This window comes from Flavobacterium cyanobacteriorum (assembly GCF_002251835.1).
Classification (GTDB): domain Bacteria; phylum Bacteroidota; class Bacteroidia; order Flavobacteriales; family Flavobacteriaceae; genus Flavobacterium; species Flavobacterium cyanobacteriorum.
In genome coordinates this window covers 45,550-58,388 of the sequence record NZ_NOXV01000304.1, presented here as the reverse complement: position 1 = coordinate 58,388, position 12,839 = coordinate 45,550, and the positions used below count along the sequence as shown (strand labels likewise).

Genomic DNA, 12,839 nt, shown 5'->3' with positions numbered 1-12,839 from the left:
ATGTACTAAAAATAAAATTTTTTCTTTGCTAAGAGTCATCGCTTGAGCAGCATGGTTTTAATTTCGATGGCAGCAGGTAGTTTTACCGCGTAAGATATACCAAAATAAAAAAGAAAAATACAGGATACAGAGGCGATAAGCACAAGTAAGTCACTATTAAAGCAGGAAATTAACAAAAACTCTATGAAATAGCCTGTGAGGCCTGCAAGGATACTTATAAGAAAAACAGGTAAAGTATCTTTAAGCTGGTTAACTACTGACATATCAATATACTTCCCGCAAAAATAGGCATTGATGAAAAAAGTTAGGTACGTAGAGAGAATAATACCATACAATAGCCCATACATGCCAAAAGGTAATATGAGCAGGGCCCCTGCTACAGCTATAATGTTCCGTACAATCCCAAGCCTGAGATAAATATCGCTGCGGCCTTTGATCAGGAGAATGTTCAAATTATAGGAGTTAAGCGGAGTAACAATGCCTGCAATACAAAGCAGCTGGAAGTACGGGACGGCCGGGAGCCACTTTTCAGTAAGTAAAAATTTTATCAAGGGCTCTGCTACAATAACCGATGCCGTAAGTATAGGGCAAACCCAAAAAAAAACCTGCTGGGAAAGGCGTTTATAAACGGAATTAAGTTTTGTATTATCATTTACAATTGAAGAAAAAACCGGGTACGTTACTTTGTTCAGCGCTGCAGAAATATTGGTTATAGGTAACTCCTGAAGCGTTTTTGCCCTAGTAAAGAAACCTAACTGGGCCGCAGGAAAAACCCTGCCAATGATTATATTATAAAAATTCTTTACAAAAGTATCTGTAAGCCCTGCCAGTGTTAGTTTATAACCAAAACCTAAGTGAAATTTCAGCCGCTCCCGACTGAAAACCAATTTTGGTTTCCATTTTGAATATATCCAGAGCTGTATTGTACCTATACATGTTTGAATAAGATTCATATATACAAGGCTCCATACTCCATAGCCATTATATGCTAATATTATACCACACACACCCCCAAGAACCAAAGAAGGAATATTGATAAGCATTTGTGTTTTGAAATTCATTTCCTTGTTTAGACGCGTGCTCTGGACAGTAGAAAAAGCCCTTATGATGAATGTAAGGCAGTAAACCCTTATAATGCCTATGAGTATATCTTGTGAAAAAAAAGATGAAATATAAGGGGCAAGAGAATAAACGATGAAGTAAGACAGTAAGCTTATACTGAAATTAGTATAAAACACAGTAGAATAATCAATATCATCAGGATTTTCAGTACGTATAAGGCTTGAAGTCATTCCACTGTCTACCAAAGAATTACCAATAGCAACAAATATAGCTATCATGCCTATTAACCCGAACTCCTGTGGCAGTAACAACCGCGCAAGAACAACCGATACAAAGAAATTAATAAACTGAACGCCAAACTGCTGGCTAAATGTCCACAAAAGGCCGGATATTGTTTTTTTCCTTAAACTATCCATTAATATTCTGTAACTGTGCTATAGACTCTGCAACAAGCCAATCATACGGTGTATCAATATCATGTGATGAAAATTCATCCATAACATATTTTCTTACACGGGTAAAATCTGCAATAGGTTTACTTTTAAGGCTTTCAACATTGATAATATATACAGCGCCATTATATTCCCAGACCTGAGGGCAGTCCTGTCGGCGTATATAATGCCCCGGCTTGCTCTTTTGCAGATAGCCCTCTTTATTTTCTTCAAAAAGCAGGTAATAAGGATTTGCTTTTGTTTCCTTAACTGAAACCACCATATCTGTTTCAGCAGTATATAATTGTAAGGCCTCTTCGATATGCCTGGCTTTCCTGAAAGGCGAAGTGGGCTGAAGGAGTATAAGCACATCCGCGCGTTTCCCGGTACTTTCAAAATAGTTTAGGGCATGCAGCAACACTTCATAGGTACCTGCCGTGTCTGTGGCAAGTTCTTGAGGCCGCAGAAAAGGGACTTTTAAGCCTGTTCTTTCCGTAGTATCTTTTATTACTTCGTCATCTGTAGAAACAATAATCCGGCTGTCATCAAAAACCTTCCTGGCCTCATTTACAGTATAATGGATTAGGGGAATACCATGCAGCAATTTAATATTTTTTTGGGGTACTCCCTTGGAACCGCCCCGCGCAGGAATTACAACCAGTTTTTCCACAATTAAAATTTAATTTGCTTAATGTCTTGCTGTGCTTTTTCAAAGTCTTCATGCTTGCCTACATCCAGCCAGTATCCTATAAGCGGGTAGGAAATAACTTTTTTCTGTTCGGCAATCAATTTTTCCATGAGATCAGTTGCATTAAAGAAACTGTTTTTAGGAAGGTAATCAAGTACTGACTTCTTCATCAGGTAAATGCCACCGTTGGAGTAATAGGTATAAGTAGGTTTCTCCTTGAAGCTTTTTATACTTCCCGAATCTGTTTCAAGTACGGCATAAGGCACCTTAACCTGATAGGGGATGGTTACAACTGCAAAATCAGCATCATTATTTATGAAATCAACAAAAAAGTTTTCATAATCCAGATTGGTCAAAAGGTCTGAGTTGGTAACCAGGATATAATCATGTTCGAAATTTTGTACTTTAGATACTGCCCCAATTGTTCCCAGAGGCGAATCTTCCCATATATACTGGATGGTAATGTTTCTTTCTTTACCGTTGCCAAAATATGCTTCTATCTGCTCCCCAAGATATTTTACGGAAAACCAAAAATCATCAATCCCATATAAAGCAAGCCGGTCTACATTATGTTCCATAATTGCTTTGTGACCAACCTTCAATAATGGTTTTGGCACGCTATCGGTAAGCGGCCGGAGCCTTTGTCCCCTGCCTCCTGCCATAATAACAGCATCTACAGGCAGATAGGAGCGGATTTCCCTGAAGTTAATAACATTTACCACACGGTTCTCCTTGTCTAAAACGGGTAAAATCCTGAAATTACCTTCCCGGTACTCAATTATTTGTTGAATATTTTGTTCCCCTTTTCTGATAAATTTCGGGTGCGGCTGTATGATTTCATTAACTGTATGATCGATAGTAATCCCTTTTAAAAGTCCGCGCCTTACATCGCCATCGGTCAGGGAGCCTATCAGGACATCAGCATCGTCTACTATGAACAGAATAGCATCTTTAGCAAGAATATCGAGCTGGTGCAAGGCTTGCTTAATAGTACTGCCGGACTGGAGAAGATGCTCCCGGTAATTTCTCATAGTGTTAATATTATTTATCTATAAATTTAAGTAATTGAAATGCTTCGGCATAATGTACCCCTGCGCTTGCTCCCCTAAAATGCGCCAAGGCTCTTATGTTTTCCAGCGAACGGGGGAAAGGAGCGGGGGCAATTTCTGATTCAAATACTTTCATTATCTCAAGCTTTTTGTCCAGATAATCCGTAATATCCACGTAGTAATTTGGTATAAATGCTTTTTCGTGGAGGGCAGGTGCAAACTCAGTTTCGCTAATGCATTCATACATTAAAATTTGTTTGATGAAAGGATAGCGGAATGATTTAGTACACGCAATTGTTGCATCAAAAATTACCCGGTGGTCAGAGTGGGCGTCAGACCTGTTCAGGCTGTAAATAATTTCAGGCTTCACCTCCATAAAAACTTTGGAAATTTGGGGCACCATTTTTATTACACTCGATGAAGATAATGTCATGGTAGGATAGTTCAGCATAAATGTTTTTGTAATGCCAAACATTCTTTCCACTTTTCTTATCTCCTCCTGCCTGCTTTCAACCCTTTCTTTTGTAAAGCCCTGCTCCTCAAAAACATTTGTTATAATAAGCCAGTAAACCTTATCACCATTAGCAATATGCTTTAACATTGTACCACCCACGCCAAGTGTTTCGTCATCAGGATGAGCAGAAATTACTATCACATTTTTCATGCAGTATAGCTGTGCTTTAAATTATATATGTGCCTGCTTCGGGCAGTTCTGTAAATTCATGTTCTATAAGCCATATGGAGCCATTTCCTGTTTTTACTTCAATACTGGCCTCTTGTGTTTGCAAGACTTTGCCAGGTTCTATATTATCGTTTGTAAAATTTCCCGGCTCTGCTTTCCACACCTTAATGGCTTCTGTCTTATAATCAGCGTGGGCACCGGCATATGGCCTTGTAAGACCGCGTACAAGGTTACAGATAGTCTCGGTCGTCATCCTGAAATCAATAAGGCCGTCTTTCATGCCTCTCTTTCTCCAGTTATTTCCGGCTAAAGGATCCTGTTTTGTCCTTTTGTATGTATTATTCTTAAGCGTTTCATGAAAATCAACTATTTGCTCAAGCGCGGTAGCTGTCATTTTATCATAAAGTGAACCCGCATCATCATTAAAGTCAATTACAAATTCACGCTGGGACAATATATCGCCTGTATCAGCACCCTCATCCATAAAGAAAAAAGTAGAACCCGTTTTTGGCAAGCCCAGTACTTTTGCCCATATAAGCGGATGCCTGCCTTTATTATCAGGAAGAAGAGACGGATGAAAACCTATTACCCCCAGTCGCGACATTTCCAAAACCTGCTTTTTAATGAGGTTAGACCAGCCAAAGCAGAATATAACATCGGGCTGTAATGCACCCATCCATTCAATACTTTCTGCACTGTTTATATTGTTTACATAGTTATAAGGTATGCCATGCTTTTTTGCTATTGTGGCAAGGTCAAAGAAATCGCTGTTAAAAGCGGATTCCTCCTTAGTTACTATACCCACGATATTGGCATTCACAGAAAGTAATTTTTCAAGTGCCTTTGCTGAAAAAATCACCGACCCTATAAATATTATTCTCATTTAACTATGTTATAAAATTTCTTTTTAACTATATTGTCTAAACTACAGGTTTTCAACACTTGTACTATATCTTCAGAAGAATTTCTTGTCCCGTATGGATTTTCCGATGCCTTAATTTCTTCTTTAAAGCCATTTGATAATGCTTTATTAATGCTCCCTGATATTGATGACTCATCGGCATCACAATCTATAACTGATGCTGCCTTAACCCTGCCCTGCTGCCTGTCGCCAATGTTGATGGTAGGCACTTTAAAGGATGGCACCTCAATAAGGCCGCTTGATGAATTGCCTATAACGGCATCCATGTACTGTATTGCCGATAGGTAACGTAACTGCCCCAGTGATGTAAATGCCACGGCTTTATCGCTGTTTTTAGAAACATATTCATCAATCATTTCAATGATTATCCGGCCATCGGTATCTGCATTGGGTTTAGTGAATATTAAAGTGGCATTTTCAATTTTATCCAATGCTTTGAGCAGTTCATTAAATTGTTGTCCGGCAGATGAATGATCTAATGTAACAGGATGATAGGTAATTAAAAAGTTCTTTTTATTGAGCTTAAAACTAATCGATTCTTCAAAAGCCTCCTTATTTAAAAGCTTGAGCCTGTTAATGTTTTCAATTCCTAGCGCACCTACATTATGTACATTACCGGGCTGCTCACCCAGTTGTATTACCCTGTTCCTGTATTCTTGTGTACTCGTAAAGTGTATGTGGGACATTTTAGTTACCGAATGCCTTATAGCCTCATCTATCAAACCTTCGGTTGCTTCGCCTCCATGACAGTGTGCTATGGGAATTTTAGCTATCATGGCAGCAGTACATGCTGCAAATATTTCAAAACGGTCGCCTAATACAAGTATTATATCCGGCTTAATCCTGTCAAAAACTTCAGCAAAACTAATTACGCCTAAACCTATGCTTTTTGAAACACCTATTGATGTGTCAGAAGACAGCAAAATTTCGACTTTCTCATTTATAGTAAAACCGTCTTCAATAATTTTCCTGTATGTCAATCCAAATTCCGGCGATAAATGCATTCCTGTAACACAAACATCTAATTGTACTTCAGGATCATCCTGAAGCGCCTTCATCGTCCAGTATAGCAGGCCGTACTCTGCCCTTGTACCCGTTACTACACAAACTTTTCTCATAGAAAATAATTTTCAAACACAGGCGTATTTGCTGTAACCGCGGTATTTAATTTTTTCCCTATGAAATCGTCAATACTCAAAGGACTCACGCCTGTACCGGGACGAATGGCTATAAGATCTTCCTCTCTCAATACATGGCCGGCATCGAGATTTTTATTAAAGTGAAGGCTTTTCCTTACTATGGCTATGTTCTTTTTTTCAGATTCACTTGGTTCCTTACTGCCATTTCCGGATATGGCCTGCTCAATATTGCGTATTGAGGTTACCATTTGCTTTAATTCAGCAGGTTCCAGTGAGGCCAGATGGTCAGGCCCGGGAAGATTCCTGTCAATAGTAAAATGCTTCTCGATGATTTTTGCCCCCAATGCCACAGCAGCTATGGGCACTTCTATACCAAGTGTATGGTCAGAATATCCTATGGTAACCCCCAGTTCTTTACCTATCCGGTTCATTGCTTTAAGGTTAACATCCTTCATAGGGGTTGGGTACTCTGTATTGCAGTGTAAAACGGATATTTTTTCTTTAGGAGTCCCGGCTTCAGCAATTATATTCACAGCCTGTTTTATTTCATCAAGCGTAGCCATCCCGGTAGAAATGATAATTTCTTTATTCTTGCGGGCAATATGTTGCAGGTACCGCTTATTTGTAATTTCCCCTGAAGGTATTTTATACAAATCAACACCAAGCTTGTCAAGAAAGTCAATGCTTTCTTGATCAAAGCCTGTAGAAAGAAATTTTATATTTTTTGATTGTGCATACTCTAATAGCTGATAATGCCAATCATCGGGCATTTCCAATTTTTTGAGCATTGCATATTGCGAATTATCGTTGTCGTTTATGTTTTTAATTTGGTAATCTGCCTTTTGTGCATTCTTGCTAACAATTTTATCAGCTTTAAATGTCTGGAATTTCACATAATCAGCTTTTGCCTCAGCCGCGGCGTCTACTAATTGTTTTGCAAGCTCAAGATCACCATTATGGTTGACTCCTGCTTCAGCAATTATTAAAACTTTTTCCATTACTTACTTTATTTTGGCGGGATTACCGAAGAGGGTTACGTTGTCCGGAACATCTTTTACTACCACCGACCCGGCTCCTACGATAACGTCTTTTCCTATTTTGACCCCCTGTTTTACTACTGCGTTTGCTCCAATAAAAGTGCGTTCTCCTATTGATACATTTCCTGCCAGGACCGCGCCTGGAGCTATGTGCGCACCATCCTGCACTATACATTCGTGCTCTATTATACACCCTGTATTAAATATACAATAGTTACCCAGCAAAGCGAGTGGGTTTATGGCAACATTCCGTGCAATAAAATTTCCTTTTCCCAAAGAAATTTTGGCGGCCAGGGAAGCAGAAGGATGTATAACATTTACCAATAATTTGCCTTTATCTTCTATTAATCTGGCTACTTTATATCTTATACAATTGTCGCCTATGCCAAGTATATAATCACAGTCCATTTGCCACCCCGAAAAAAGTGCATCGCCTTCAAAACCAAGGTATGCAAGTTCAAAAGGATTTACAGGCAAGGCATTAAATTCGGCATAATATTTTACATTCATTGCGGCAGCCAGTGCTGTTTCCGCAACGACAAAGCCATGACCTGAATATCCTGCAAGTATTACTTCTTTATCTGACACTGCTGGGGATGTTTACAATCCTTTCCTCCAGAAAAAGAGCGTTTTGCTGGCTGTCTTTCCGGCAATTTTGATACATGGGAAGCCTGAACATCAGCTGCCATATAGGGCGGGTCATTACTTTAGCTTCATTTGTCATCTTGAGGAAGAGGTCGCGTTCCTGCTTATTTTCCAGCTCCACGCACATAAGCCAGTAATTAGCTTTTGTATCTTCAGTCTCTGTCCTGAATTTGATCCCGTTTGAACTAAAATAAGAGGCATATTCCTTGGCGAGCGACCTTTTGTTGTCGAGGAACCGCCGCAGCTGCTCCAGCTGTGCACAGGCAAGCGCCGCATTCAGATTGGGCATCCTGAAATTATAGCCCAGCTCATCGTGCACGTATTCATACGGGTGGGGGATTTTGGCTGTGGTGGTAAGGTATTTGGCCTTTTCTCCAAGTTTTACATCATTAGTAACTATTGCCCCGCCACCGCCACAGGTAACAATTTTATTACCGTTAAAGGAAAACACGCCAAGTTTACCCAGGCTGCCTGTAGGCTTTCCTTTGTATTCACTGCCCAGAGATTCGGCGGCATCTTCCACTACCGGTATGCGCCATTTGCTACACACGGCAAGCAGTCCATCCATATGTACAGGAAAACCGAAGGTGTGCATGGGTACACAGGCGGCTATTTTTTTACCTGTACTTTTATTATAACAGCCATCCTCCCTCAGCTCACCAAATTCTTCCAGGAATTCTTCGACAGCCTTGGGCGACAGGCCCATAGTATCGTGGTCAACATCTATAAAAACAGGTGTAGCGCCATTATATGCTATAGCATTTGCAGTGGCAACAAAAGTGAGCGCCTGTGTAAGCACCTCATCGCCCTGCTTTACCCCCGCAAGCCTCAAAGCTACCTGTATACCGGCAGTACCATTTACCAAGGCAACTGCTTTCCGTGCCTGGCTTATTTCGGCCATCATAACCTCAAAACGGTCTACATAGGCCCCAACTGATGATACAAATGTTGTATCAATAGTATCGTTAAGGTATTTTTTTTCGTTGCCTCCGAAATGTGGGGCATGAAGCGGTATAAATTCTTTAGTGCCATAGGCTTCCTGTATAAATTGTATTACTTCAGGATACTTAGACATTGTATATATCAGCTTTATACCTACTTAAGTTTTCTTCTTTTTTAAACCATTCAATGGTTTCGGCTATACCCTGCTGCAAAGTATAGTTTTGCTGCCATGGCGTAAATTGCTTAAGCTTTTCGTTTGATCCGAATAACCTGAATACTTCGCTTTTTGCCGGCCTTAGCCTTTGCTCATCTGAAACTATCCTTGCATTTGGGTTGATTTGGCTGATCATTTCCAGGGCAAGGTCGCCCACCGAAATTTCACTTTGCGTGGCAATGTTTACTTCATGTCCAATAAGTGCACCGCATTTAGCAATTTCAACAAAGCCATTGGCAGTATCTTTTACAAACAGGAGATCGCGGGTTGGAGTTATATCGCCCAGCTTTATTTCTTCCATCCCGCTCAAAAGCTGGGTAATTATTGTAGGTATTACCGCCCTTGCCGACTGCCTGGGCCCGTAGGTATTAAATGGCCTCACAATGGTAAGCGGCAGGTCGAAGCTCCTGTAGAAAGAGTCTGCAATACAGTCGGCCCCGATTTTAGATGCTGAATAAGGAGATTGCGGCTGCTTGGGATGCTCCTCCGTGATAGGTACAAACTGTGCCGTACCATATACTTCTGATGTAGATGTAACCAGTACACGTGAAACGTTAAGGTCTTTTGCAGCCTGTATAATATTTAGCGTACCTTTTACATTTGTATCAATATAAGAATCAGGCGAATGGTAACTAAAAGGGATAGCTATTAACGCAGCCAGGTGAAAAACTACATCAATATCCTTGATGGCTGTCCTTACACCGTTAGGGTCACGGATATCACCTGCAAATATTTCAAATCTGTCGCGGGTTTCTTTTGGCAGGGTGTCCAACCATCCCCATGAGTTAAAAGAATTATAATATACAAAAGCCCTCACCTGGCATCCTTCTGCTAAAAGCCTTTCAGCAAGATGGCTTCCGATAAAACCATCGGCACCGGTAAGCAATACTTTTTTACCTTGTAGCTCCATATTCATAGTATAATGATAAACTGCAAATTTTTCATTTTGTTAAAATGATTAATGCCAAAGTTTAATATTAAAGTTATTTTTAATTTAAAAGATGAGAATTTGCCTGCTCAAGCAGTGCGTATATTTTCTTTACATCCTGGGCATTTTCTTTGTTAAGGATGAGGTTGGCATCGTCCGTGCTGATGAATATGGTATTCTTAAGCCCCAGAAACACTGTATATTTATCGGTACCAATAATCATATTGCCATGCTCATCAACCGTATGGCCCATATCCTTAAGGTAATCGTATATGGCTTCAAATGAGCCCAGGTCGCTCCAGTCAAATGATGCCGGAATGACCTTAATACGCTTGCTGCGTTCCATTACCGCATAATCCACGCTTTGTGATGGTATTTTTAGAGACAGTTCAAGGTCCAGAACGCCATCATTCATATTTTCCCATGCTTTCTTTGAAGCTTCGTATATCTCCGGCTCAAATTGCTTAAGTTCTTCAAGGAATATTCCTGCCTTGAAGCAGAACATACCGCTGTTCCATAAAAACCTTCCTGTAGTTAAAAACTGCTTCGCCCTGTCAAGGTCAGGCTTCTCATGAAAAGCCACTACATCGTTACCGGAATATTCAATATAGCCATACCCTGTTTCAGGCCGTAAGGGGTTGATACCAAAAGTAACAAGATAGCCTTCGCTGGCAAGGCCTATAGCCTCCAGTATTGTTTTCCTGTACCCGTCGATACCGTTTATAATATGGTCAGAAGGTGTCACCACAAGTATGTCATTACTTTCTGCTTCAAATGCAGCGAACGCAATAGCTGCGGCTGTATTTCGGGGTGTAGATTCTACAATTTCATGGTAATGGCTTACACCGGCTTTCTCCAGCGCCTCTTCTGAAAGTATGCGGTTATCTGTATTCCCTACCACAACCACATCCGAAGCAATACCGAAATTCCTCTCAAGGGTCATTTCAAAAAGTGATTTTCCCTGAAAGAGGTTAAGATATTGTTTTGGCTTACTCTTCCGGGACAGTGGCCATAACCTGCTTCCTACCCCCCCAGTCAGGATAACATGCAAAATATTGCTCATGATAATTTAGGATTTACCCCTTCAGGAGGGTAATTTGCTATACTTCAACGTTAAAATTATACCAATAGAAGGCAATGCAAGCCGAATTGTAGTATTGCCAATTTCCTGTACTATACCTTTAAAATTCTTAAACGGCCCTTCCTTGATTTCCACTTCATCTCCTTTGCTGTAATTGTCCATTTTAACATCAAGATAATCCGTTGCCAGCCATTTCTTAATCTCCGCAATTTCTTCATCGCGTACCACCGCAGGCTTGCCCAGCCAGTAAAGGTACCTGGCTACGCCCTTTATAGAAAAAACCTTATCCCGATGCTGCTCATCAATATTTATAAATACATATGAGGTAAAAAGGGGTGTTTTTATTTTCTTCTTCCTGTCAGACCATTGCTGGACTTTAGTGACTAACGGGCAATAAACGTCCATGCCTAATGCTGTAAGTTGTGCTGCTACTTTTTTTTCAGCTCTTGGGTTTGTATATAGCACATACCAGGGCATACTTATTTTATTTTTTATTTCTGCTATACTCATGGCTTCGCCCGGTCAGTCACATTTTTTACAATGTACTAACCCACGTCATTCCATTTATCAGTATGAAAATAGCCGCTTAGTAGGCTTTGCCCACCCCGCAAAAAACAAATCCTATTTTCATCATCCGTTCAGCATCAAGCACGTTCCTTCCGTCAAAAACAAAGGCCGGCTTTTTCATATTATTATATATCCTCTGCCAGTCATATTCCCTGAACTCGTCCCATTCCGTCAGTACTGCAATAGCATGGGCATCATGACAGGCTTCATAAGGGTCCGCATAGGCTTTAACACCTTTTCGGTTGTCTTCAGCACTGCGCGTGTGCAAATAATTAAGGTCATAAAGCACAGCACCCTCTTCGACCTTAGGGTCATAAACAGCAATATTTGCCTGCTCTTTAAGCAAGTCATCGGCTACGTATATTGCGGCTGATTCCCTGGTGTCATTGGTATCTTTTTTAAATGCCCACCCTAAAAAAGCTATTTTTTTACCTGAAACAGTATTGTAAAGTGTCCTTACAATATTGGCTGCAAAACGCCTTTTTTGGTGGTCGTTCATGATGATGACCTGCTCCCAGTAATCCGCTACTTCATGTAAGCCATAATTTTTGGCAATGTAAACCAGGTTAAGGATATCTTTCTGGAAGCATGACCCGCCGAAGCCTACCGATGCTTTGAGAAATTTTGGCCCTATGCGGCTGTCCATCCCTATAGCGCGCGCTACTTCATTTACATCAGCGCCTGTTTTTTCGCATAATTCTGAAATAGCATTGATGGATGACACCCTTTGGGCAAGAAACGCGTTTGCGGTGAGCTTTGAAAGTTCTGATGACCATACATTAGTAGTCAGTATCCGCTCGCGGGGTATCCAGTTGGCATATATCTGCACCAATGCTTCAATGGCTTCCTGTCCCTCAGTGTCGGTATCGCCACCAATCAGTACCCGGTCCGGATCCAGGAGGTCGGTTACGGCTGTCCCTTCAGCCAAAAATTCCGGGTTTGACAATATCTGGAACTTTACTCCATTACCCGTATTGTCGAGTATGCTTCTTAAGGCTTCTGCAGTACGTACCGGCAGGGTTGATTTCTCTACGACTATTTTGTCTGTCTTGGCAACGGCCGCAATCTGCCGGGCACAAAGCTCAATATTTTTAAGGTCAGCTGCCATACCCTTGCCCAGTCCATAGGTTTTGGTAGGTGTATTAACAGAGATGAATATCATTTCTGCTTCGTCTATGGCTTTTTCTACATCAGTAGAAAAGAAAAGGTTTTTGCCCCTTGCCGATGCCACAATTTCCGAAAGCCCCGGCTCATATACCGGTATATTAGCCACATCCTTATCATTCCACGCGGCAATACGTTCTTTGTTCAGGTCAACAATTGTAACCTTAACATCCGGGCATTTATGGGCAATGACTGCCATGGTAGGCCCTCCCACATACCCCGCACCTATGCAGCATATATTTTTTATCTTCATTTAAAATTACTATGTTTAAATAATTATGTTTTTGG

The 12,839-nt window shown here is 40.8% G+C and carries 13 protein-coding genes; all 13 read right to left on the bottom strand.

Annotation, left to right across the window (positions count from 1 at the left end; genetic code table 11):
• Positions 1-35: 35 nt before the first annotated feature.
• The 13 genes from CHU92_RS14620 to CHU92_RS14560 all read right to left on the bottom strand — a co-directional run bounded on the left by CHU92_RS14620 (position 36) and on the right by CHU92_RS14560 (position 12,804).
• Positions 36-1,478: a lipopolysaccharide biosynthesis protein gene (locus tag CHU92_RS14620; RefSeq protein WP_094416855.1), complete on the bottom strand. Its 1,443-nt coding sequence runs from the start codon at positions 1,476-1,478 to the stop codon at positions 36-38.
• Positions 1,471-2,163, bottom strand: coding sequence for an acylneuraminate cytidylyltransferase family protein (locus tag CHU92_RS14615; protein ID WP_094416853.1), 693 nt, complete (start codon positions 2,161-2,163; stop codon positions 1,471-1,473). The genes CHU92_RS14620 and CHU92_RS14615 overlap by 8 nt, the downstream gene beginning before the upstream one ends.
• Before the next feature lie 2 nt (positions 2,164-2,165).
• The gene (locus CHU92_RS14610) at positions 2,166-3,212 is read right to left on the bottom strand and encodes a nucleotidyltransferase family protein (RefSeq protein ID WP_094416851.1); all 1,047 of its coding nucleotides are present in this window, start codon (positions 3,210-3,212) and stop codon (positions 2,166-2,168) included.
• 10 nt (positions 3,213-3,222) lie between these two features.
• Positions 3,223-3,894, bottom strand: coding sequence for a PIG-L deacetylase family protein (locus CHU92_RS14605; protein ID WP_094416849.1), 672 nt, complete (start codon positions 3,892-3,894; stop codon positions 3,223-3,225).
• Positions 3,895-3,910: 16 nt separating this feature from the next.
• On the bottom strand, positions 3,911-4,795 hold the full coding sequence (locus CHU92_RS14600; RefSeq protein ID WP_094416847.1) for a formyltransferase family protein: 885 nt from the start codon (positions 4,793-4,795) through the stop codon (positions 3,911-3,913).
• Positions 4,792-5,952, bottom strand: coding sequence for a UDP-N-acetylglucosamine 2-epimerase (gene neuC, locus CHU92_RS14595; protein WP_094416845.1), 1,161 nt, complete (start codon positions 5,950-5,952; stop codon positions 4,792-4,794). Before neuC ends, CHU92_RS14600 begins: the two co-directional genes overlap by 4 nt.
• Positions 5,949-6,971 (bottom strand): N-acetylneuraminate synthase, encoded by a 1,023-nt coding sequence (gene neuB / locus CHU92_RS14590; RefSeq protein WP_094416843.1) that lies wholly within the window; start codon positions 6,969-6,971, stop codon positions 5,949-5,951. The genes neuC and neuB overlap by 4 nt, the downstream gene beginning before the upstream one ends.
• A 3-nt stretch (positions 6,972-6,974) precedes the next feature.
• Positions 6,975-7,598, bottom strand: coding sequence for an acetyltransferase (locus tag CHU92_RS14585; protein ID WP_094416841.1), 624 nt, complete (start codon positions 7,596-7,598; stop codon positions 6,975-6,977).
• A complete protein-coding gene (locus tag CHU92_RS14580) occupies positions 7,588-8,730 on the bottom strand; it encodes a LegC family aminotransferase (protein ID WP_094416839.1) in 1,143 nt (380 codons plus the stop codon). Before CHU92_RS14580 ends, CHU92_RS14585 begins: the two co-directional genes overlap by 11 nt.
• Positions 8,723-9,721, bottom strand: coding sequence for an NAD-dependent 4,6-dehydratase LegB (locus CHU92_RS14575; protein ID WP_094416941.1), 999 nt, complete (start codon positions 9,719-9,721; stop codon positions 8,723-8,725). Before CHU92_RS14575 ends, CHU92_RS14580 begins: the two co-directional genes overlap by 8 nt.
• A 79-nt stretch (positions 9,722-9,800) precedes the next feature.
• Positions 9,801-10,802: a mannose-1-phosphate guanylyltransferase gene (locus CHU92_RS14570; RefSeq protein WP_094416837.1), complete on the bottom strand. Its 1,002-nt coding sequence runs from the start codon at positions 10,800-10,802 to the stop codon at positions 9,801-9,803.
• A 21-nt stretch (positions 10,803-10,823) separates the two neighbouring features.
• A complete protein-coding gene (locus tag CHU92_RS14565; protein ID WP_243389617.1) occupies positions 10,824-11,330 on the bottom strand; it encodes a UpxY family transcription antiterminator in 507 nt (168 codons plus the stop codon).
• A 76-nt stretch (positions 11,331-11,406) separates the two neighbouring features.
• Entirely contained in the window at positions 11,407-12,804 is a 1,398-nt protein-coding gene (locus CHU92_RS14560; RefSeq protein WP_094416836.1) for a UDP-glucose 6-dehydrogenase, read from the bottom strand.
• Between the last annotated feature and the right edge of the window lie 35 nt (positions 12,805-12,839).